The following is a 22,493-nucleotide window of genomic DNA, read 5'->3' on the forward strand; positions in this document are numbered from 1 at the left end:
GGAAAAACAGCATCTAATATTGTTGGTTATAGTAACTGTGGGGGAAACGGGTGGATTTAAGTGCTGTTTTTCCAACTCCTATTGTAGCAGGGCTCTATCGTTCATCAGCAAGTGGAGAATATCCAACTACTATTTCAGGATCGTGTGGAGCCTATAAATTCTCGGCAAAAAGAAGCCCCGGCAGAGATTCCGGAGGCTTCCCTTCATGTAAACAATGTTCAGCCGTCCACTATCCCGGCAGACTCTCCCCCGAAGCATCCGCCTTCAGCAGCGAAGGCGACGAGGAGAACGTCTCGCCGGATACGGCGGGCATTCTGATGTCCGCCGTATCGGTGCCGAACAGGTGGCGGAAGACTTCCTCCACCGTGTCCACAGGGATCACCCGCAGCGCGCCGAGATCGGCGAACAGCGACTGCCAGTTCTCCTTCGGAATCAGCACAGTCGTTGCTCCCGCCTGGAAGGCAGCCTCCACCTTGGCGACCACACCGCCGACCGGCTTCACCCGGCCATGGATGCCGACCTCCCCGGTGATCGCCACCGTGTTGTCCACCGGCAGCTGCCGGATGGCCGAGACAATGGCCACCGCCATGGCCACCCCGGCGGACGGACCGTCAATCGGCGTCCCGCCGGGGAAGTTAATGTGCAGGTCATACTTATCCGGCTCCAGCTTCATGGAGCGCAGGACGGTCAGCACATTCTCAATCGAGCCCCGGGCCATGCTCTTGCGCCGCACAGTCCGCGAGCCTCCGCGTGTCTCCTCTTCATCGACTACCCCGGTGATATTCAGCCTGCCCGGCCCGTTAAGGGATGGCGCGGCTGAGACCTCAATCTCCAGCAGTGTGCCCATGCCGGGCCCGTAGACGGCAAGGCCGTTGACCAGTCCGACCTGTGGGGCGGATGGTATCTTACGCTCCGTCCGCAGCGGCAGCTGGCTGCTGCTGGCGACCCATTCCACTTCCGCAGCGCTCAGCGTATCCCGGCCTTCGGTCAAGGCAAGGCCCGCAGCCAGCTGAATCATATTCACCGCCTCGCGGCCGTTCGTAGCATACTGCTGCACGACCTCGACCGCTTCGGGGCTTGGCTTCAGCCCGATCTTCTGGACGGCATCCCGTCCGATCACGGCAATCTCCTCCGGCAACAGCGGACGGAAATAAATCTCCATGCAGCGCGAACGCAGCGCAGGCGAGATCTCGTCCGGCGACCTTGTAGTGGCTCCAACCAGCCGGAAATCGGCAGGCAGGCCATTCTGAAAGATATCATGGATATACGCAGGCGTATTGTTATCCTCAGAGTTGTAATAGGCGCTCTCCAGCAGCACCTTGCGGTCCTCCAGCACCTTCAGAAGCTTATTCATCTGAATCGGATGCAGCTCGCCGATCTCATCGAGGAACAGAATGCCGCCATGCGCCTTGGTTACCGCTCCCGGCTTAGGCTGCGGAACACCAGCCACCCCCATGGCCCCCGCACCCTGATAGATCGGATCATGCACAGAGCCGATCAGCGGATCGGCAATTCCGCGCTCGTCAAAGCGCGCCGTAGTGGCGTCGATCTCGGTGAATTTGGCATCGCGTTTGAATGGCGATAACGCATTCTTCTTCGCTTCTTCCATAACTACCCGCGCCGCTGCCGTCTTGCCCACACCCGGCGGGCCATAGATAATGACATGCTGCGGATTGGCACTGCATAACGCGGCCTTCAAGGCGCGCAGCCCGTCCTTCTGTCCGACGATATCGTCGATGGAGGCCGGACGCGTCTTTTCCGAGAGCGGCTTGGTCAGTGAGATCATCCGCATTTTGCGCAGCTTGTCCAGCTCCTTGCGTGATTCCCGGTCCACCGCTGTCTTATTGGTCTTCTGTCCCCGCAGCAGATTCCAAAAATAAACGCCGATGACCAGCGCGAAAAAGAGCTGCACGACCATCAGCAATATACTTAGTTCCATAGGTCACCCTCCTGTATCCTTCCGTCTATCTATCCTGTATTCAACTACTACTAGGTAGTATAGCCGTTTCACTCATTAGTAAACGCCTGCGCCAAAAAAACAGAGCCAGCGCCGCCCTCGTTGTCCCTCAATTGCATACGATTCCCACAATCGGAAAGACTATACGGAACAACAGGAGGCGAATGCACATGACACCACTTGAACAGGCAGAATCGCCGCAGGAGGAGCTGCCGGAATCTCTGTCCTCCGTGATTGAGGGAATGCAAGCCCGCATGGGCAAAAGCGCAGATATCATCTACCGATTCATCTCGCTCGGCCCCTTGTCCGCTGTAATCATATTTATTGAAGGACTGTCGGAGCCGCGGGAGTTGATCCAGGCCATCCACGAGGATGCCAATCTGTTCCATGAGATGGACGACTTCCATCCGCAGACCTGTCTTAAGCTGCTGCAGGAACGGACACTTACCCTCGGCAAGGTGGGGGAGATCTGCAACTATACAGAAGCTGAGAATGAAATTCTGTCCGGCAACACCATTCTCTTCATTGAAGGGAGCAGGGTGGCGCTGTCTGCCGGTACAGAAGCGCTGAAGCAGCGTGCGGTAGAAGATGCCGTATCCCAATCCGTGGTGCGGGGGCCGCGCGAGGGCTTCACGGAATCCCTGCGGGAGAACACCGCTCTGATCCGCCGGAGAATCCATAACCCGAAGCTGCGCATTGAAGAGCGAAGGCTCGGTGAACAGACACAGACCAATATAGCTGTGATGTATATAGAAGACAATGCCGACCCCGTCGTCTTGCAGGAGCTGCGCAGCCGGCTGGATAAGGCCAGACTGGACAGCGTGCTGGAGAGCAATTATATCGAGGAGGTCATTCAGGATAAGCATTATAGCCCTTTCCCTACCGTTTATAATACAGAGCGTCCCGATGTTACGGCTTCGGCACTGTTGGAAGGGCGTATCGCCATTCTCACCGAAGGCACTCCGTTCGTACTCGTAGTTCCTGCGCTGCTGGTCCAGTTCTTCCAGTCCAGCGAGGATTATTATCAGCGGAGTGATTTTGCCAGTCTGGTGCGGCTGCTCCGGTACTTCTGCTTCGCCGTTGCGCTGCTGACTCCTTCCTTCTATATCGCAATCACTACTTTTCATCAGGAGATGATTCCGACCACTCTGCTGATCAGTCTGATCGGACAGCGCGAGGGCATTCCCTTTCCGGCCTTCCTTGAAGCATTCATCATGGAGATTACGTTCGAGGTTCTCCGCGAAGCGGGTATCCGGCTGCCCAAGTCGATCGGCCAGTCCGTCTCTATCGTCGGAACGCTGGTTATTGGCCAGGCTGCTGTCGATGCCGGACTCGTCTCAGCCGCTATGGTCATCGTGGTGTCTATCACAGCCATTGCTAATTTCGCGCTGCCGGCCTTCAATGTTGGAATCTCTGTACGGATGCTGCGTTTTGTGCTGATGGCGATTGCCGCTTCCTTCGGCCTGTACGGGATGATTATCGCAATGATTATGCTGGGTCTGCATCTGTGCAGCCTGGACTCGGTGGGCGTTCCTTACATGACCTCCTTGGCCCCTATGCGCTGGCAGAGCCAGAAGGATACCTTCATCCGTGTCTCGCGGCGCGGGATGAAGAAGTATTTCGGACGCAATTAGGGGAAATATGCGAATCCATACTGGAAAGGAATGCTGCCTGATGCGTGGAAGACGCATAGTTACGCTTCTCTTGCTCCTGAGTCTCCTGCCGCTAACTGGATGCTGGAGCCGCAAGGAACTGAATGATCTCGCTCTGGTCATGGCGCTCGGGATTGATCTGGACCCGGAAGGCTATGCGATTACTGTTCAGGTTATGAATCCCAGCGAAGCCGGCAACCAGAAGGGTGCCTCCTCCGGAAGCCTACCTGTCGCTACCTACAAGTCGGTAGGCAAGACCGTCCCCGATGCCCTGCAGCGGATGCTCAGCTTAACCCCCCGTATGTTATACCTGTCTCATATCCGCGTGCTTGTGTTCGGGGAAGCGCTGGCCCGCAGCGGGGTCAGCGATGCGCTGGATTACATCTCACGCGATAATCAGCTTCGTACCGACTTTTATCTGCTCGTAGCTAAGAATGCCAAAGCTTCAAAGATTCTGGAGGTGATCACGCCCTTCGAGCATATTCCGGCGAACTCCCTGTACTCTTCGATTCTGGTCTCCCATAAGAAATGGGCAGCCACCGGGAAGGTTACGCTACAGCAATTCATTACCGAGCTTGAACGCGGCGGCTCTAATCCGATCATGTCAGGGGTACAGTTACAAGGAGAGGTACAGGACGCAGAGACGACCGAGAATGTACGGAGCATCAGCCCGAAGGCGCTGATCGAGCACGCCGGGATTGCTGTATTCAAAAAAGACAAGCTGGTCGGATGGCTGGGAGAACCGCTTAGCAAGACTGTCAATTATACGCTGAACAACGTGGATTCCACGGCTGGAAATGTTCCTGCCCCGGATGGCGGCACTGCGGGATTCATTGTTACCCGTGCAGACACCTCAATAAAGATCAGACTGAATGAACAGGACAAACCGGCATTCACTGTGCGGCTGAACATAGAAGGAAATCTGACGACCGTGGAGGGCACGCTGGATCTGAACAAGCCCTCCAGCATCGAGGGTATTGAGAAGAATCTGGAGAAGCGCTACAATGAGCGGTTGTCCGGTGATATCCGAGTGATCCAGCAGCGGTACAATTCGGATATCTTCGGCTTCGGAGAAGCGCTGCACCGGCACTACCCCCATCTGTGGAAGGAGTACCGCCAGCATTGGGAGGACAGCTTCAAGACGGTTAAGGTCCATGTTCAGTCCAATGTGGTGATCCGGCGCATAGGCTCGGTCATCCAGCCGCTCCGAAGGGAGCTTGAGGAGAAATGAACTGGAGTCTGCTGCTGCTGTGCTTCCTGCTGTTTGTCTTATTCCTGCAAACCCCGGCCATCCTCAAGCTCCGCTCGGTCCGGGACGCCACCATTTACTATGGGATCTGGACTCTGAGCGTCATGGCCGTTCTAGCAGAGCAGGCCAAGCTGCCCCAGTTCAGACCGCTCGACTGGGTCCGCAGCATCATGGAGCTGCTGCTCTGAATACTTTTGTGCGTACAGGAGGTGAGAATTAGAGGTGAAGAGCTATACCGGTATTGCCCCAAGGCAGTTCTACATCATGACATTCGGTTTAACCATCGGCACCTCCATTCTGGTCATCCCGAGCGGACTTGCGCATACCGCCAGAGAAGATGCCTGGATCGCCTCGCTCGCAAGCCTTATGATCAACCTCATCATGGTGGTGCTGTATCTGTTCATTGCCCGGCTTCACCCTGGCAGACATCTCTTTGAGATTCATGAAGCTGCCTTCGGCAAGTGGCCCGGTAAAATAATCTCCCTGCTGTATCTGTTCTATTTCTTCATTCTCACCGGCACTTTGCTGGGCGACCTCGGATTCTTCATTTCCAGTGAGATCATGCCGGAGACCCCGATTGAGGCCATCCAGATCGCGTTCCTGTTCGCTGCGGTGATGAGTGCCAGTATGGGAGTGATCATCCTCGCCAGATTGGGGGAGCTGCTTTTTCCGTGGGTAGTGTTTCTATTCCTGATCCTTGTGCTGACCCTGATCCCCCAGATCGAGTGGAATCATATCAAGCCTGTTCTGGAGGGTGGCATCCGTCCTGTCTTCCAGGCCGGGGGTCAGGCGGCTATGTTTCAGGAGCTTATCGTAATGATGACATTCCTGCCTCTGGTCCATAAGCGGTCAAGCGGGGAGAAGGCCTTCCTCTGGGGTACGATTACAGGCGGTGCCGCGCTGCTCCTGATCGTGCTGCTCAGCATCCTTATCCTGGGCATTGAACAGACGGAGAACAGTACCTTTCCTGCCTTCGCTTTGGCCAAAACCATCAATATCGGGAACATCCTGCAGCGCGTTGAGGGCATACTGATCACCATCTGGGTATTAACCTTTTTCATCAAAATCTCACTGCTCTACCTCTCCATTCTGAAAGGAATTCAGACCGTCTTCCGGGTCAAGTCTCCTGGACATCTAATTTATCCGCTGGCGGTATTGTTCCTCATCATCGCCTGGAGCACCTATATCAATACTGTCTATGTCAACAACATTATCGGCACGGTATGGGGGAAATTCGCCTTCCTGTTCCTGGTGCTGATCCCTTCCCTGGTCTATGTAACAACCCTGCTTAAGAAGGTCCTCTTCCGAAAAAACGTATGAAAAAACGCCCGGCCGCAGACGACCTGATGATATCAGGGCCGCTGTGGCCGGGCGCTACATGTATATAACCTAGTGACTAGAATGAGTTCAGTTAATTGCTGCTCTCCGGGTTACCGGCAACTACCGCCGGAGCCAGTCCGGCATGACTACGGCCGGGAATCTCGCCAGTCGCCTCAAAGTGCTCCACAATAATGTCAATCTCCTTCTTCAGCTCGGAGACCAGCTCCGCCTCAGGCACCTTGCGGATCATCTTGCCGTAACGGAACAACAGCCCTTCTCCGCGCGCACCGGCGATGCCGATGTCTGCTTCTCTGGCTTCCCCCGGACCATTCACCGCACAGCCGAGGACGGATACCTTAATCGGCACCTTCAGCTTGGAGATGTACTCCTCCACTTCGTTCGCAATCGAGAAGAGGTCAATATCCAGGCGTCCGCAGGTCGGGCAGGAGATCAGAGTTGCCGCATTCGAGATCAGACCGAAGGTCTTCAGCAGCTCACGCGCTACCTTCACTTCCTCCACCGGATCAGCACTCAGGGAGATCCGCACTGTACTGCCGATGCCCATGGAGAGCAGCGCGCCGATCCCGGCCGAGCTCTTCACTGTTCCGGCGAACAGAGTACCGGACTCGGTAATCCCCAGATGCAGCGGATAAGGAATGACCTCCGCTGCCTTGCGGTAGGCTTCGATGGCCATCGGCACATCGGACGCCTTCAGCGATACGATAATATCGTGGAAGTCCAGCTCCTCCAGAATGCCGATATGGTACAAGGCACTCTCAACCATCGCCTCCGGTGTAGGATAACCGTATTTCTCCAGCAGGTGATTCTCCAGTGAACCGGCGTTAACCCCGATACGGATCGGGATCCCCTTCTCCTTACAGGCCTTAACGACAGCTTCCACCTTATCACGGCGTCCGATATTGCCGGGATTGATCCGCACCTTGTCGATGCCGTTCTCAATCGCCAGCAGGGCCAGCTTGTAATTGAAATGAATATCCGCTACGAGCGGGATATGAATCTGCTTCTTGATCTCCTTAATCGCTGCTGCCGCTTCTTCATTGTTGACCGTTACACGCACGAGCTGACAGCCGGCTTCCTCCAGCCGCAGAATCTCGGCCACGGTTGCCTCCACATCAGCGGTCTTGGTCGTACACATGCTTTGGATGGCAACCTCGTTGTTACCCCCGATAATCACTCCGCCAACATTGACGGGACGGGTCTGGTGTCTCAGGAACATGGTTTTCTCCCCCATAACGATCAAAGCTCCACCCTCCCCGCCCCCGCAGGTCATGCGGGGTGTGCGGGAGAAAGTGGAGACCCTGAGCTGTATTGTTAAGCCGTGTCAGGCCCGGTTATTTAAGCCTGGCTTACGCGCTTTCTTCTTTTTTCTTATCCTTCTTGAGACTAAGCTCCGGCAGGGACTTCTCCTTAACAACCTGCTCGGTAATGACACAATCCTTAATGTCATCCCGTGAAGGCACCTCGTACATCACATCAAGCATAATGCTCTCAATGATGGCACGCAGTCCACGGGCACCGGTGTTGCGCTTGATCGCTTCCTTCGCAATCGCTTCAAGAGCAAGCGGTTCGAACTTCAGAGCTACATTATCCATCTCCAGCAGCTTCACATACTGCTTCACGAGCGCATTCTTAGGCTCGGAGAGAATACGTACCAGGGTGCTCTCATCAAGCGGCTCCAAGGTCGAGATCACCGGCAGACGGCCGACGAACTCTGGGATAAGACCGAACTTCAGCAGATCCTCAGGTAATACCATGGACAGGTATTCACCGGCCTTGAGGTCCTTCTGTCCTTCAACCGCAGCGTTGAAGCCGATGACTTTTTTGCCGATACGGCGCTTGATCATCTGCTCCAGGCCGTCGAAGGCACCGCCTACGATGAACAGAATGTTCGTAGTATCAATCTGGATGAATTCCTGATGAGGATGCTTGCGTCCGCCTTGCGGTGGAACTGAAGCGACTGTACCTTCCAGAATCTTCAGCAGCGCCTGCTGAACGCCTTCACCGGATACGTCACGGGTAATGGACGGGTTCTCGGATTTACGCGCTACCTTGTCAATTTCGTCTATATAGATAATGCCGCGTTCGGCTTTCTCCACATCATAATCAGCCGCTTGAATCAGCTTCAGGAGAATGTTCTCAACATCTTCACCCACATAACCGGCTTCCGTAAGGGAAGTGGCATCTGCAATGGCAAAAGGCACGTTGATGATCTTCGCCATCGTCTGCGCCAGCAGGGTCTTACCGGAGCCTGTAGGTCCGAGCAGCAGAATGTTGCTCTTCGTCAGCTCCACATCTTCAATCTTGCTCTGGCTGTTCACACGCTTGTAGTGATTGTATACAGCGACGGAGAGCGATTTCTTCGCTTGCTCCTGGCCGATAACGTATTGATCCAGAATATCACGGATTTCCTTCGGTTTCGGAATATCCTTCATATCCAGCTCTTCCTCGTGGCCCAGCTCCTCTTCCACAATCTCCGTGCACAGCTCGATGCATTCGTCACATATATAAACGCCAGGTCCCGCTACGAGCTTACGAACCTGCTCTTGTGATTTGCCGCAAAAGGAACATTTCAATTGTCCTTTTTCATCGTTAAATTTAAACATCTTACCACCCCTTTAAGATATGATCGGTGAAGAGAGTACCTGGTCAATGAGCCCGTATTCCTTCGCTTCTTCCGCGCTCATGAAGTTATCGCGGTCTGTATCCCGTTCGATTTTGTCAAGGGGCTGACCTGTGCGCTCTACATAAATCTGATTCAGCTTCGCCTTGGTCTTGAGAATCCAGTCGGTATGAATCCAGATGTCGGACGCCTGCCCCTGAACGCCGCCAAGCGGCTGATGAATCATAACCTCGCTGTTGGTCAGCGCATATCTCTTGCCGGGCGCTCCGGCTGTCAGGAGCAATGATCCCATACTGGCTGCCATCCCTACGCAAATCGTTGAAACATCCGGTTTGATATATTGCATCGTATCATATATACCCATGCCGGCTGTGACAGAACCACCGGGCGAGTTGAGGTACAAGTGAATGTCTTTTTCGGGGTCATCTGCTGCCAGGAACAGCAACTGCGCAATAACCAGATTGGCGACATCATCGTCAATCGCACTGCTCAGGAAGATGATGCGATCCTTGAGCAATCTGGAATAGATATCGTATGAGCGTTCTCCCCGGCTTGTCGTTTCCACAACCATTGGTACCAGACTCATGCCACCAACCTCTTTTCTCTATACAGATTAGTCTTTCCGTTTCAGAAATATTTTAACACGTTCAAAGCGGGATGTCATTTATTCACTGGGTCCCTAAACCGCATTGTTCATGTGCATGCCATTATAACGCAATTCCACGGACAATGCCAATTGAAGGGTTCATGATATGTACTACTAAACGCCCGGCCCCCGATAAAAATAAGGCACGTAACAAAAACTTACGTGCCTTATCAAATCTCTATGGAGGCTAATGGATAGCCGTTCTAGGTAAAGGATTGAAGCTTACTCAGCCTTTGCTTCTTCTGCTGCCGCTTCTTCTGCAGGTGCTGCCGGAGCTTCAACTTCCACGCTGTTGCTAACGAGGAATTCGATGGTCTTGCGCAGGGAGATCTCATCGTTCAGGCTGCTCAGGGAACCGTTGGCTGCCAGAATGCTGCGGATTTCTTCAGGAGTACGCTTGTAAGCTTCAGCCATAGTAGCAAGCTCTTGCGTAACTTCTTCTTCCGACACTTCGATCTTCTCTTCCTTAGCAATAACTTCCAGAACAAGGTTGTTACGAACGCGCTTCTCAGCATCGCCCTTCATTTGTCCCTGCAGGTCTTCACGAGTCTGGCCCGAGAAGCTGAGGAACATATCCATGTTCATGCCCTGCTGGCGGAGACGGGTATCGAAGTCACGAACCATGTTCTCCACTTCGCTGGCGATCATGGCCTCAGGAATTTCCACTTCAGCATTTGCTGCTGCTGCGTCAACTACCGCGGATTCACGAACGCTCTTCAGCTCTTCCTGCTTGCGGGATTCGAGCTGTGCCTTCAGGTCTGCTTTGTATTCTTTGAGAGTGTCGAATTCACTAACATCCTTGGCGAATTCATCATCCAGCTCAGGAAGCTGTTTGCGCTTGATTTCGTGCAGCTTCACTTTGAATACAGCAGCTTTGCCTGCGAGTTCAGCAGCGTGGTAAGTCTCAGGGAAGGTTACTTCAACATCCTTGAAGTCTCCAGTGGACATGCCCACTACCTGCTCTTCGAATCCTGGAATGAAGGAATTGCTGCCCAGCTCCAGGGAATGACGCTCAGCCTGTCCGCCTTCGAATGGAACGCCATCAACCGAACCGTCAAAATCAATTACTGTGATGTCGCCGTTCGCTGCTGCTCCTTCTTCGATGACAACAAGCTCAGCGTGACGCTCTTGCAGACGCTTCAGTTCAGCATTCAGCTCTTCGTCAGTGACTTCCGCCTTCTGTACTGGTACTTCCAGACCTTTGTACTCGCCCAGCTTCACTTCTGGCTTAACTGTGATCTTCGCTTTGAAGATGAACGGCTGGCCCTTGGCGAATTGCTCGATGTCCACTTCAGGACGGTCTACAGGGAAGATGTCAGTCTGTTCAACGGCTTCGCCGTAAGCTTCAGGAAGAAGAATGTCGATAGCATCCTGATACAGGCTTTCAACACCGAAACGGGATTCAAAAATCGGCCGCGGTACTTTACCTTTACGGAATCCAGGTACGTTTGCTTTCTTTACCACTTTATTAAAGGCTTTGTCGAGTGCTGCAGCTACGCGGTCTGCTTCTACTTCGACTTCAAGAACTCCGAGGTTCTTCTCTATCTTTTCCCAAGTTGCTTTCATAATATACTTTTCCCTCCAAAAATAGGTTACATGTTTACTTAAATAGTCCAACATTTCACGCACAGAATAACCACTATATTATATACAACATTACTTTATTTATCAAGTAGAGAACTCTTCACGAATCCCCTGAGCGAACGGTAGGCCCCCTCAAATTGGAAGCGCATGCTATCGGTGATGCCGTACATCCCCCGTGTTTCCTCTTCTTTGCGGTTCCCGTTCAGGCTCTCCGACACCATCTGGTGCAGGGCCCCCGCCCAAATATCCAGCTGCGAATACTCCCCGTCCAGCAGCTTGCGGTAATCCGCCGTCCCGTAGATGGACATGACGAACTGCCCCCACAGCTCCTGGGCAAAATAATACAGCGTCGGCTCATGCACCTCCGCCTGCTCCGCCACCCGTTCCAGCACCTGGCTGATCTGCGGCGGGAACTCGTCGTTCTGCAGCGGTACGGTCTCGATCTCCACCTCAGCGGCCTCATGGCCCCGGCTCAGCCTGATTGCCCCCTGAGCCCCTCTGCGCCGCAGCGTCTGCAGCGTGCGGAACTGCAGCAGCGGATGCACCTCAGCCTGCTGCAGCCAGCCGGTCAGCGCTTCATCCACCCCGCTCCCCTCCAGGTAGGAGAGCTGCTCCAGCGCCAGCACTGTCGCTTCAGACAGCGGTTCGTTCATCACCCGCTTCAGCAGCTTATCCGGGTACTCCGCATCCTCCTCCAGCTTGGATCTGGCCAGAATCCGGGCCATGTCCTCTTCCCCCAGATCCATCTCCTCCGCATCCGGGGCATCGTCCCCGTCACCGCCCTGCGCCGCGTAGGGGAAGGCCGCCACCAGCCATTCCAGCAGCGACCGCCATTCCTCGTAGTGCCGCTCTTCCTGTCCCTGGCACTGCAGCAAAAAACGCAGCAGCTCCATCGCTTCCCCGTAACGTTCATTCTCCAGCATAACTGTGAGCTGAATCTGGTAGTAATCCAGGGTCTTGGGAAACAGCACGATGTTCTCTTTGGCGGGGGAATTGAATTGATTCATGAGGGCACCTCCTTTTCTCCGAACTGTAATCGCTTCTGAACCTTAATCAATTGTAGATTATAGCATATCCCTGCCCGGTTTCAAAAAAACAAGTTGAAAAAGTTAACTATGTATGATAACATAATTTTTGCTTGCTTTTAAGTCAGTGTCCATGTCCCGGTAGCTCAGCTGGATAGAGCATGCGCCTTCTAAGCGCACGGTCAGGGGTTCGAATCCCTTCCGGGACGTCATAGAAACAGCCTTCCTTCGGGAGGGCTGTTTTGTCGTCCGGGGGATGAGAACCCCCTTTTATTTTGAGCGGGATGTTCTTTTGTCGCTTGGGTGAACGCTGCGCGAACGGACCGTTGTTACAATCGCTGTTGTCTCCAGATTTTATTTATTTCCCTAATCGGTAAAAATCCGGAGACAAAGGCGAACGCTATCGCTTTTCCGCGGGTCGTTCCGTCCTCTCCGCTGTTTGAGCGGGAAATGAACTTCACAGACCCGCCCTCATTCTTTAGTAGTGGAGGAATAAGAACCATGCACGTACTATGCGGACTGGAGATCCCTTATTCCGGCGGATCCCGCCTGTCCGCAGGGTCATGCGGACTCAGGGGCCGTTAAGTAACCCGGTTCTCCGCTTTTTCTGCTCGAATGAACAGTTTAACGTCCTCTGAGTCCGTTTAAGACAGAAAAGTTAGTTTTTTCGGCGAATAGCGTACCCTCAATCCGCATAGCTCAGCTGGTGGCTACATTCTATTCGTTCACTTTGTTGTCCACGTTGAACCGGCTACCTGGGGAGGATGCCGGAGTAACAGCGAACCGTGCACGTACTATGCGGACTGGAGATCCCTTATTCCGGCGGATCACGCCTATCCGCAGGGCCATGCGGACTCAGTGGCCGTTAAGTAACCTGTTTCTCCGCATTTCCTGCTCGAATGCACAGTTTAACGTCCTCTGAGTCCGTTTAAGACAGAAAAGTTGGTTTTTTCGGCGAATAGCGTACCCTCAGTCCGCATAGCTCAGCTGGTGGCTACATTCTATTCGTTCACTTTGTCGTCCACGTTGAACCGGCTACCTGGTGAGGATGCCGGAGTAACAGCGAACCGTGCACGTACTATGCGGACTGGAGATTCCTTATTCCGGCGGATCACGCCTATCCGCAGGGCCATGCGGACTCAATGGCCGTTAAGTAACCTGTTTCTCCGCATTTCCTGCTCGAATGCACAGTTTAACGTCCTCTGAGTCCGTTTAAGACAGAAAAGTTGGTTTTTTCGACGAATAGCGTACCCTCAGTCCGGATAGCTCAGCTGGTGGCTACATTCTATTCGTTCACCTTGTTGTCCACGTTGAACCGGCTACCTGGGGAGGATGCCGGAGTAACAACGAACCGTGCACGTACTATGCGGACTGGAGATCCCTTATTCCGGCGGATCACGCCTATCCGCAGAGCTTGTTATTACATAATGTGTCGAATAACGCTGTTCCATCGTTGGATCTCCGGTCTTCGAGAAGCGAAGCGGACGCTTGGGGCCCTTGCCCCACTTCATATAAACGGTGTGAGATGGCTTCAGTTCATGCTCCCGTGCCTTCTGACGGATCAGTGAGAGGATGAAGTTGAACTGCGACAGGTTGCCGCGAAGGACCCGTTCCAGATAAGGAACTTTGCCCAGACGCCACTCTTCTACCTGTTCAGGACTGACTGCTCCAAGTCTGAGGAAGACTTCCAACGGAGCGACAACGCCCTTTCCTGCAATGAGCTTCTTAACAATTTCGCCCACTTTCTTGTTCAATTCCTGCCTATTCATGCATGCCGTCCTCCGTATTCCTGCAACGCCCGCACTTCTCCGGAAAATAAATGCCGTCTGCCCGGTAGCAGCTAAAATCAAGGTGATCGAATACAAACGGACCGTCGCATTCCTGACACATAAGTATAACGGGATCTCGCGAACGTACAATCAGCGATTGCGCACGTTCACGCAGCAGCTCATGCCACTCTATCTCCCCGAGCCGTTCACGCTCATTCAGTTCTGCTATTACCTGCCGGATCTCAGCCCGTACCTTCCTGAACTCTATGGGCTCCCATTGCTGTAAAAAAGGAATGTATTTCCGGTCACCGGAACACAGGATTTTGAACAGAAACAACAGAATCATGCCACGGTTCCGTTCCTTCAGATACTCCATACTGACCGGCGTGATCCCTTGGTCCAGCCACTTCTCCCACTCCCGCAGCAGCTCCTCCGCCACCCGTTCCCGCCGGACGGTCCAGCCGTAGACGGTGAACTCGATCATGGGAAGCTTCCCGTACAGCCCGGTCTTCAGGTACCCGGCTTTTATGAGGACGTCCACCTTCTCCATGGTCTGCTCCATCGTCAGTTCGCGGTAAAAGCCATAGGCGGGCGTGTGATCCAGGCCGAGTTCGAGCAGCTTCTTCTCCTTCGAGCCCTTCAGGATCTTGGCCAAAAGCGTACGCCCTCCTGCGCCGATAATCTCATCAGCTGCCTGCAGAATGGCAAGCAGCTCCGGTCTTGGCAGCGGTGTATTCAAGGGATACACGGGCGCCTGCTTCCGGCCCGGCTTACTGCGGTTGGTCTTCTGCGTACTCACAGCGTTCTGCCTCCTTGTCCTTATCATGGGCACAGGCTAGTCCAGCCTGCACTTATTTTATAGCCGAATTATAACATATCCAGACCCGGAAACAGGAAATTCAGGGTGAATTACAGCGCTTTCCTAAGCACTCCTAAGCTCCCTCCATTACACAGCAAACAGGCTGCCCGCCATGGATTGTCCATAGCAGAGCAGCCTGTTCTTACAGGGTTATAGCGATAGCGTGAATCCGCGCATCCGCATCCCTCTCAGCGTCCCCGGCGGCGGTTGCCCAGCCACAGCGGGAAGCGGAACATAAAGTTGATCAGCAGCACGACAAAGACCAGCACAGCGGCAGACTTATCCGCGATTTGCCGCGCATCCTCGACGATGGCCTCAGACTGCACGTACCACAGATGCACAGCCAGAGTCTCGCCCGGTGAGAAGAGGTTGAAGTCCCACATCTCGCCGGATGTGCTGAGCCCGGCGGTCAGGATAATGACCGCCGATTCCCCGAAGGCGCGTCCGGCCACCAGGCAGACGCCTGTGACGATGGCCGGAAGGGCTACCGGCACGACGACCTTGCGGATGACATGGAATTTCGTCATGCCGAGGGCGTAGCCGGCTTCTCGGATCTCGCCGGGGACCGCTCGCACTGCTTCCTCCGTGACGCGGGCCAGCATCGGCAGATTCAGCAGCGCCAGGCTGACACCCCCGCCGAGGATAGTCAGGCCGACGCCGAAATATTCGGCGAAGATCGCCAGGCCCAACAGGCCGAACACGATGGACGGCACCGAGGACAGGGATTCCACGCAGATGCGCAGCGCACCCGTGAAGGCATTATCCGGCGCGTACTCCGCCATATAGATCCCTGCCCCGATCCCGATCGGAACGGAGATCAGGAGCGAGATGAACAGGATATAGAAGGAGTTGAACAGGACGGGACCAATCCCGCCGCCGGGATCGATCTCCTCCGGCTGCTTGAGCAGGAAGTCCAGTCTGAGCGAAGGCAAGCCTTTGCTTAGAATGGTGAACAGCAGCCAGAAGATCAGCAGCATGACCAGAACGCCCAGCGTATAGAAGCCGATGGTCGCCAGTTTATTGCGCCGCTGGGCTCTGGCTGTATGGCGTGTGCGCGTGAATCCGTTCATCAGGCATCCCTCCGTTTGCGGCCCAGGAGCCGGATAATCAGAATTAGTACAAACGAGATCAGCAGCAGCAGGAAGGCCATCATATGCAGGGAGTAGTTCCAGGTGGAGTCGAACTCCACGTTGGAGATCTGCATCACGATATTACTGGTCAGCACCGAGGTGGGTGCGAACAGGCTTTTCGCCAGCTGCGGCGTATTGCCGATGACCATCACCACCGCCATGGTCTCCCCCACTGCGCGGGTCATGCCAAGAATGACCGCCGAGATAATGCCCCGGCTGGCCGCGGGCAGAACGACGCGCATAATGACCTGAAGCCGGGTCGATCCGAGCGCATAGGCAGCGTCACGGTATTTGCGCGGAACAGAGACAATCGCATCATCGCTGATCCGGCAGATGGTCGGCAGTACCATCAATGCCAGCACGAGTGCGGCGGCAAGCAGCCCGTCCCCGAGACCTTCTCCACTGACTCTGCGCAGGAAGGGCAGCAGCACGGTCAAGCCCAGATAGCCGTATACAATAGAAGGAATACCGACCAGCAGATCAAGCACCGGACGGATAAAGCTCTTCAGCCAATTCGGGGCAATCTCCGCACAGAGTACAGCCATCCCGACCGAGATGGGCACGGCAATGACCAGGGTCAGCGCGGTAAGCGACAATGTATTTACGATGAAGGCGGCGGCGCCGAAGGCATCCTCTTCCGGCGTCCAGTTGAACGAGAAGAAGAAGTCCTGCGGGGAGATGCGGGTGAAGAGCAGCAGCGCCGTTTTGCCGATGAATACAATAACTAGTCCCAGCACAAGACAGAGCGCAAGGATGCTGAATAAGAAATAATAACGGGAGATGCTGTTGCCCAGCAGATGTCTGCGGTGCCGCTTGGTGTTACGTTTAACTTCCTCTAGGCTTGTCTGTGCCTTAGCGCTCAGGCTATGAACCGGTGCCCCCATACTTTCCCTCCTGTAAGAGGCCAACCCCGTAGTTCCCGGAGCTGGCCGCTGTTACCTATCAATCTATTATGCTTGTTTGGTTCAAGGATCTTAGGATTGCATCGCAGAGATTGGAATGAACTTGAGCTTCTTAAGCGAGCCCTGCTGGAACTTCTTGCTCTGTACATATTCGATGAATTCTTTGGTCGCGCCGGTCGGCTGGCCCTTCGTCATGTAGTAGCCGTAGGCCCAGATCTTGTACGAGCCGTTGATCACGTTATCCGTAGTAGCTTCCACACCATTGAACTTTACAGCCTTGATATCATTGCCGGTTACATAGACAAGGTCGATGTAGCCGATAGCGTTAGGCGTTGTACCTACAGCTGTTTTCATGTCGCCGCTGGAGCCGGTTTCCTTGTAGTTCTTCTCTTTCTTCACGATATCTCCGCCGCCCAGCGCCTTGGCCTGATAGTTCACGCGGGTACCGGAGCCGAAGGCACGGGTGATCACTACGATATTCGCGTCCGATCCGCCGACCTCTTTCCAGTTGGTGATTTTACCGGCGTAGATGCCTTTAAGCTGCTCTGTAGTCAGGTTGTCGACTCCGACATTCTTATTAACAATGGTTGCAAAAGGAATCACCGCGACCTTGTTCGCCACCTGTCCGTCAAAGGCCTTGAAGCCCGGAACATCAATGCTGGCATCCCAGTCGCAGGCTCCGATATCGGCAATCCCCTTCTTCACGGCCTGCGGTCCAGTCACGGAGCCCTTGCCGGAAGCGGCAATCTTCACTTTAGGGTGAAGCTTCTGGAATTCCTTAGCGGCCTGCAGCGTCAGCGGAAGCAGGGCCGTAGAACCGTTAACGGTGATTTTACCTTTGAGGCTGTCCGCTGCTGCGGCTGCCCCTGCAAAGGATGCGGTAACCGCGATCACCGCGGTAAGTGCTGTAACTGTGAATTTTTTGAACATCTTCATGTCTGAATTCTCCTCCCGGCGGTGTGCGCCGATAAATGTTGTAATTAATTAGCAGCTTCCGGTGAGACTGACAATTGCAGCGCTTTGCCGTTCTGAATGACCAGTACCTTGCCGTCGCTGATAATAGCCAGCTTGCTGCCGTCTGCCGATACCGCCACTTCCGATACATCTTCAGCTGTCCGGTACAGTTCAACCGGAGCTGCACTGCCTGCAATAGAGTAAATTACCGTGTTGCCGTCCGCTGTAGTCCCGGAGACAACGAGGCCCGTGCTAACCCCTATAGACCAGTTCGCTTCTGCACCGAGGGCGACATCTGTGCTTTTACCGTCTGCTGCAATCAGCTTCAGTGTGTTAGCCGCATTGCCGTCTGCATCTGCACTCAGGTAGGTCACGCTGCCGCCAGCCAGAATCTCAGGATACAGCTTGTTGTCAGGCGTAGTAGTCAAGGCTGCCGGCTTAGCACCTTTGGTCGTAAGATCCAGCTTATAGAGCTGTTCTCCGGCCTTGCTGAAGTCTACGGTAAGTGAATCTTCTGTGCTGTCGGCATCATTCTTCGCGGTACCGGTGATGTTGACGATGTACACTGCACTTTTGCCGTCTGCCGATATGCGAAGCTCCGATTTGTTCTCCACTTTATCTTCAAGCAGAGCCTTGATCTCTCCGGTCTCTACTGAAATCTGTGCCAGCTTCTCCTGCTTGTCGCCCTGGACGAAATAGAGCGTCTTGCCGTCACTGGACCACACGATATCTGTCTTCACGCTGGTGTCCTTGCCGAGCGGACTGATTAAGCCGGTGGATAGGTTGATCAGCTTCAGCTGGCCGGTCTCATCGCTGAATGCGCCCCACTGCTGGTCGGCGGAGACTGCGAAATCCACCGCGCCTTCGCTGGAAGAGAACAGATCATAGTTGCCTGGAGTCTGGGTGAATTTATAGAGCAGGGAGGATTCAGCGTCGCTTCTGTTCGCAATCAGGCTGCCGTCAGCGCTCCAGTGAAGGGTATCAAATGAACCTGCGGGCCGGGCAAAGCTCAGAATCGTATGGGCATCGGCCGCAAGCTCACCGCCAAGCGCCGTAACCAGCTTCGTCAGCTCCACATAGGTTTTGCCGTTACGTACAACCGGGGCCACTGTGAATTCCAGGGTTTCGCCATCCACCTGATAGCTTTTCACGCCAGGCTGGAGCTGCACACTATGTAGACCTTTGCTGTCATTCAGCTGGATTCCGCTGCTGCCGTGCACAAGTCCTGCTCCCAGCTCTGCGGCTACCTGGCTCAATGAATAGAGCTTGTATCCGCCGCTGTTAATTGTGCTGAGTGTAACCGGCGTACCGTTGATGCTCCAGGACATGCTGCCCTCTACGGCTGCTGTGTTCACAGCTGCGGCACTTACTTGGCTGCTTGTGGCCAGAACACTAACAGCTCCCCCTGTTACGAGAAGTGCAGAAGCCAGAGCCGCGCCGATCCATTTACTATTCTTCAATTAGATTCACCCTTTTCCTATAGGTAACTGCTAATGTTATTTTCGTCTACGAGTGTCAATTCTGTTGCGCAGGAATGTTATGGAAATATTAACTGTAAAAATAATTACAAGCCCAAACCAAAGAAGACCCGCCCGGGAACCCTCCCGGACCGGCCTATTGTAAATCCTGTGTTAATTCACAATCCACGTCACGATAATCTCGTTCCCGCCGCGCTTTGATTCCGAGGGACTGCCAATAATAGAATACGAATAAGAGCCGTTCACTTTGCCGTTAATCAGCAGGTTATGGCTGTCGACAATCTCTGTACCGAGTTCCAGCTCCTTCTCTCTTACATACTTCTGATATGTAGTTCCAAGAGCGGCCATACTCTCCTTCGTCTGATAGATCAGCATGGAGGATTTCTTCCCCTCTGACTGTTCACCTTGGGTAAAAGTAATGCCTGCCCCTTCGGGAATCGGCAGATCCTCCGGCAAATATTGCCTTGCCTCCGTCTTCTCGTCTGCCAAGGTATGAAACCGTCCGCCACTGCCAGACTTGTCCGCATCGCCGCAGCCGCTAAGTCCAGCCGCAGCCAGCAGAGCTGCCAGAGGAAGGAGCAGCTTATGTCCTGCCATAATTCCACCGCCTTTAGTGAATTGGGTTTCAGGATGCCGGTAACCATAGGATGTTCCTTTTATTACCCGGATAAAGAGCAGGAGTAACGGATAATCCTTACAATTTTATTTACTTTTGAGCAGGGAATCATTAGTATAATGAGTGAGCACTCACTCATTATTATGGCGGATGGAGGAGATTGGTATGGATGAGGGGAAGCCTGTCATTGCGATTACTCATGTGAACCGGGCTTTTGGCAATAAAACGGTGTTGAAGGATATTACGCTTCAGGTGAATCAGGCAGAGACCTTCGGGATTCTGGGGCCATCCGGCTCCGGCAAAACCACGCTGGTCAAGCTGCTTACAGGTATAGACGAGGTAACCTCCGGTGAGGTCACCGTGCTGGGGGTGCGGATGCCGAAGCTTGCCATGCTCCAGCAAATCGGATATATGGCCCAGTCGGATGCCTTGTATACCGAGCTTAGCGCCAAGGAGAATCTGGAGTTCTTCGCCGCGCTCTATGGACTGAAGGGCGGCAACCGCACGCGGCGGATCGGGGATGTGATGGAGCTGGTGAATCTGCAGGAGCATCTGCGGAAGCGGGTGGACCAATATTCCGGCGGTATGAAGCGCCGGCTGTCCCTGGCGATTGCCCTGCTGCATGAGCCGCCGCTGCTGCTGCTGGATGAACCGACGGTCGGCATCGATCCGGTGCTGCGCCAGTCCATCTGGAAGGAGCTGAAGGCGCTGAACCGCAAGGGAACGACGATTGTGCTGACCACACATGTGATGGATGAGGCGGAGAAATGTGACCGGCTGGCGATGATCCGGGACGGCGTGCTGCTGGCGGCTGATACCCCGGCCGGACTGCTTCAGGCTACCGACACCGCCAGCATTGAAGAAGCCTTCCTCTGCTATGGAGGTGTACGCCGATGAGAATCCGGGCGATTACCCTGAGAATTCTGCAGCAGTTCATCCATGACCGGAGAACCATGGCGCTGATGTTCATCGCTCCCCTGCTGGTGCTTAGCCTGATGAGCCTGGTGTTCGGCAGCGATGCTTATGAGCCTAGAATCGGCGTCTCGGGGGATACGGCAGTGTTCAGTTCAGCACTGAAAACCCGGCAGGCTGAGGTTACCAGCTATGCCGATGAAGCATCCGGGCAGGCCGCCCTGAAGGCGGGAGCCATCGATGCTCTCCTTACAATGAAGGGAGACGCTCCTGCTGTTGTCCTTGAAGGCAGCAATCCGGCAGCTAACCGCGCTGTGATCATGGCGCTCCAGGAAGCTGCGCAGAGCCTCCGGCCGCAAGCTCCGGGTGGCGGGCAGCTCCAGCCGCAGATCAGCTATCTCTATGGCGCGGAGGATATGAAGACGATCGACCGCTTCGGCCCGATTATGATCGGGGTATTCGTGTTCTTCTTTGTCTTCCTGATTGCCGGTGTCTCCTTCCTGCGCGAACGGACTACGGGCACACTGGAGCGTCTGCTCTCCACCCCGCTGAAGCGCTGGGAGATCGTCACCGGATATGTGTGCGGCTTCGGCCTCTTCACGGTCTTCCAGGCTCTGCTGATCTCCTGGTTCTCCATCCAGGTGCTGGGGATTATGATGACAGGCAGCTTCGGTTACGTGCTGCTGATGACGCTGCTGCTGTCCATGTCTGCGCTGACCCTCGGCACCCTGCTCTCGGCATTCGCCGCCAATGAGCTGCAGATGATCCAGTTCATCCCCCTGGTCATTGTGCCGCAGATCTTCCTGAGCGGATTATTTCCGCTGGATACCCTGCCGCTCTGGCTCCAGCGGATTGGACTTGCCACTCCCATGTACTACGGTTCACAGGCGCTGATGGACATCATGCTGCGCGGCAGAGGCTGGAGTGATATCGCAGGGGATGTGTTCATGCTGATCGGCTTCTCCCTGCTGTTCATGCTGCTGAATGTACTGGCTCTGCGCAAGCACCGCAGAATGTAAAGGGTGAACAGGCTATGGTACACTAGGAGGAACTGCAAGAGTCTGGAGGTTCTATTGATGGAGAATAACCCTGCTGCCGATCAGGGGCAGCTGGAGCAAGACCAGTGGGTCCATGAACTGCTGGACCTCAGCGAGAAGGAGCAGGTCACGCCCAAGCAGCTGTCCATTCTGCGGGCGGCGATTGATGTTTTTGCAGAGAAGGGATTCTCGGCAGCCGCCACTAGCGAGATTGCCCAGAAGGCTGGCGTGGCCGAAGGCACGATCTTCCGTTATTACCGGACCAAAAAAGATCTGCTGCTCGCCATCGTTGTGCCCACCATGAGCCGGATGATCGCCCCGTTCGTGCTGCGCAACTTCAGCGGTGTACTGGATGTGCCGTTCGAGAGCTACGAAGCCTTCCTTAAGGCCTTCATGGTGAACCGGCTGGAGTTCGTCCGCAGGAATCTGAAAATCGTCAAAATTCTCATTCAGGAGATCCCCTTCCAGCCTGCGCTGAAGGAGCAGCTGACCGAGAATATCTTCGAGCAGGTTCTGGCGCGTGTCACTGCAATTACCGAGCACTTCAAGGCGGAAGGTGAAGTGATTGATGCGCCCACTCCTGCGATTATCCGCTTTACCATCTCCGCGATTGCCGGATACCTGCTGACCCGGCTGGTGCTGATGCCGGAGCAGGACTGGAATGATGAGGCAGAGATTGAACAGACGATAAGCTTCATTCTGCACGGGATCGGCGGGAATGGATAATCTTTAAGTACGATATCCCCCGTGGGGGTGGCTTAG

The 22,493-nt window shown here is 54.5% G+C and carries 20 protein-coding genes and 1 tRNA gene; 8 read left to right on the forward strand and 13 right to left on the reverse strand.

What is annotated here, in order from left to right; all coding sequences use genetic code 11:
• Positions 1 to 229 precede the first annotated feature (229 nt).
• Positions 230 to 1,939, reverse strand: a complete 1,710-nt coding sequence (lonB, locus tag MKY86_RS24360; protein ID WP_076079376.1) for an ATP-dependent protease LonB — start codon at positions 1,937 to 1,939, stop codon at positions 230 to 232.
• Between the two features lie 182 nt (positions 1,940 to 2,121).
• Here lonB and MKY86_RS24365 point away from each other — a divergent pair, with 182 nt between their 5' ends.
• Genes MKY86_RS24365 through MKY86_RS24380 form a run of 4 tightly spaced genes read left to right on the forward strand, consistent with a single transcriptional unit; the run spans position 2,122 to position 6,178 of the window.
• Positions 2,122 to 3,591: a spore germination protein gene (locus MKY86_RS24365; RefSeq protein ID WP_076079375.1), complete on the forward strand. Its 1,470-nt coding sequence runs from the start codon at positions 2,122 to 2,124 to the stop codon at positions 3,589 to 3,591.
• 40 nt (positions 3,592 to 3,631) lie between these two features.
• The gene (locus MKY86_RS24370; protein ID WP_076079374.1) at positions 3,632 to 4,840 is read left to right on the forward strand and encodes a Ger(x)C family spore germination protein; all 1,209 of its coding nucleotides are present in this window, start codon (positions 3,632 to 3,634) and stop codon (positions 4,838 to 4,840) included.
• Entirely contained in the window at positions 4,837 to 5,046 is a 210-nt protein-coding gene (locus MKY86_RS24375) for a hypothetical protein (protein ID WP_076079373.1), read from the forward strand. Before MKY86_RS24370 ends, MKY86_RS24375 begins: the two co-directional genes overlap by 4 nt.
• A gap of 34 nt (positions 5,047 to 5,080) precedes the next feature.
• Positions 5,081 to 6,178, forward strand: coding sequence for an endospore germination permease (locus MKY86_RS24380; RefSeq protein ID WP_143803722.1), 1,098 nt, complete (start codon positions 5,081 to 5,083; stop codon positions 6,176 to 6,178).
• Between the two features lie 91 nt (positions 6,179 to 6,269).
• On the opposite strand, the gene ispG is transcribed toward MKY86_RS24380, so the two are convergent.
• The 5 genes from ispG to MKY86_RS24405 form a co-directional block, all read right to left on the reverse strand.
• Positions 6,270 to 7,415, reverse strand: coding sequence for a flavodoxin-dependent (E)-4-hydroxy-3-methylbut-2-enyl-diphosphate synthase (ispG, locus tag MKY86_RS24385; RefSeq protein WP_076079467.1), 1,146 nt, complete (start codon positions 7,413 to 7,415; stop codon positions 6,270 to 6,272).
• A gap of 130 nt (positions 7,416 to 7,545) precedes the next feature.
• Positions 7,546 to 8,802, reverse strand: a complete 1,257-nt coding sequence (clpX, locus tag MKY86_RS24390; RefSeq protein WP_036697574.1) for an ATP-dependent Clp protease ATP-binding subunit ClpX — start codon at positions 8,800 to 8,802, stop codon at positions 7,546 to 7,548.
• Positions 8,803 to 8,814: 12 nt separating this feature from the next.
• Positions 8,815 to 9,405 carry an ATP-dependent Clp endopeptidase proteolytic subunit ClpP gene (gene clpP / locus MKY86_RS24395; protein ID WP_036726029.1) on the reverse strand — a complete coding sequence of 197 codons (591 nt, stop codon included), beginning with the start codon at positions 9,403 to 9,405 and terminating at the stop codon, positions 8,815 to 8,817.
• A gap of 282 nt (positions 9,406 to 9,687) precedes the next feature.
• The gene (gene tig / locus MKY86_RS24400; RefSeq protein WP_076079372.1) at positions 9,688 to 11,031 is read right to left on the reverse strand and encodes a trigger factor; all 1,344 of its coding nucleotides are present in this window, start codon (positions 11,029 to 11,031) and stop codon (positions 9,688 to 9,690) included.
• A gap of 95 nt (positions 11,032 to 11,126) precedes the next feature.
• Positions 11,127 to 12,056: a hypothetical protein gene (locus MKY86_RS24405; RefSeq protein WP_076079371.1), complete on the reverse strand. Its 930-nt coding sequence runs from the start codon at positions 12,054 to 12,056 to the stop codon at positions 11,127 to 11,129.
• Positions 12,057 to 12,209: 153 nt separating this feature from the next.
• On the opposite strand from MKY86_RS24405, the gene MKY86_RS24410 reads away from it, so the two are divergent.
• A tRNA-Arg gene (locus MKY86_RS24410) sits at positions 12,210 to 12,283 on the forward strand.
• A 1,173-nt stretch (positions 12,284 to 13,456) separates the two neighbouring features.
• Here MKY86_RS24410 and MKY86_RS24415 read toward each other — a convergent pair.
• From MKY86_RS24415 to MKY86_RS24445, 7 genes are all read right to left on the reverse strand, one after another.
• Positions 13,457 to 13,843 (reverse strand): hypothetical protein, encoded by a 387-nt coding sequence (locus MKY86_RS24415; protein WP_076086483.1) that lies wholly within the window; start codon positions 13,841 to 13,843, stop codon positions 13,457 to 13,459.
• On the reverse strand, positions 13,836 to 14,642 hold the full coding sequence (locus MKY86_RS24420; protein ID WP_340827547.1) for an RQC-minor-1 family DNA-binding protein: 807 nt from the start codon (positions 14,640 to 14,642) through the stop codon (positions 13,836 to 13,838). The genes MKY86_RS24415 and MKY86_RS24420 overlap by 8 nt, the downstream gene beginning before the upstream one ends.
• 248 nt (positions 14,643 to 14,890) lie before the next feature.
• Positions 14,891 to 15,772 carry a phosphate ABC transporter permease PstA gene (pstA, locus tag MKY86_RS24425; RefSeq protein ID WP_076086486.1) on the reverse strand — a complete coding sequence of 294 codons (882 nt, stop codon included), beginning with the start codon at positions 15,770 to 15,772 and terminating at the stop codon, positions 14,891 to 14,893.
• A complete protein-coding gene (gene pstC, locus MKY86_RS24430; RefSeq protein WP_036726035.1) occupies positions 15,772 to 16,716 on the reverse strand; it encodes a phosphate ABC transporter permease subunit PstC in 945 nt (314 codons plus the stop codon). The genes pstA and pstC overlap by 1 nt, the downstream gene beginning before the upstream one ends.
• 90 nt (positions 16,717 to 16,806) lie before the next feature.
• Positions 16,807 to 17,670, reverse strand: a complete 864-nt coding sequence (locus MKY86_RS24435; protein ID WP_076086489.1) for a phosphate ABC transporter substrate-binding protein — start codon at positions 17,668 to 17,670, stop codon at positions 16,807 to 16,809.
• A 44-nt stretch (positions 17,671 to 17,714) separates the two neighbouring features.
• Positions 17,715 to 19,148, reverse strand: coding sequence for a stalk domain-containing protein (locus MKY86_RS24440; RefSeq protein WP_076086492.1), 1,434 nt, complete (start codon positions 19,146 to 19,148; stop codon positions 17,715 to 17,717).
• Positions 19,149 to 19,319: 171 nt separating this feature from the next.
• Complete coding sequence (locus tag MKY86_RS24445; RefSeq protein WP_076086495.1) at positions 19,320 to 19,763, reverse strand: hypothetical protein; 444 nt, start codon at positions 19,761 to 19,763, stop codon at positions 19,320 to 19,322.
• 184 nt (positions 19,764 to 19,947) lie between these two features.
• Between MKY86_RS24445 and MKY86_RS24450 the strand changes: the two genes are divergently transcribed.
• Genes MKY86_RS24450 through MKY86_RS24460 form a run of 3 tightly spaced genes read left to right on the forward strand, consistent with a single transcriptional unit; the run spans position 19,948 to position 22,457 of the window.
• Complete coding sequence (locus MKY86_RS24450) at positions 19,948 to 20,679, forward strand: ABC transporter ATP-binding protein (protein ID WP_076086498.1); 732 nt, start codon at positions 19,948 to 19,950, stop codon at positions 20,677 to 20,679.
• Positions 20,676 to 21,713, forward strand: coding sequence for an ABC transporter permease (locus tag MKY86_RS24455; RefSeq protein WP_076086501.1), 1,038 nt, complete (start codon positions 20,676 to 20,678; stop codon positions 21,711 to 21,713). The genes MKY86_RS24450 and MKY86_RS24455 overlap by 4 nt, the downstream gene beginning before the upstream one ends.
• Positions 21,714 to 21,770: 57 nt before the next feature.
• The gene (locus MKY86_RS24460) at positions 21,771 to 22,457 is read left to right on the forward strand and encodes a TetR/AcrR family transcriptional regulator (protein WP_076086504.1); all 687 of its coding nucleotides are present in this window, start codon (positions 21,771 to 21,773) and stop codon (positions 22,455 to 22,457) included.
• Positions 22,458 to 22,493: the final 36 nt, after the last annotated feature.

The sequence above is a fragment of the Paenibacillus sp. FSL R7-0333 genome (assembly GCF_038000365.1).
GTDB lineage: Bacteria > Bacillota > Bacilli > Paenibacillales > Paenibacillaceae > Paenibacillus_AQ > Paenibacillus_AQ silagei.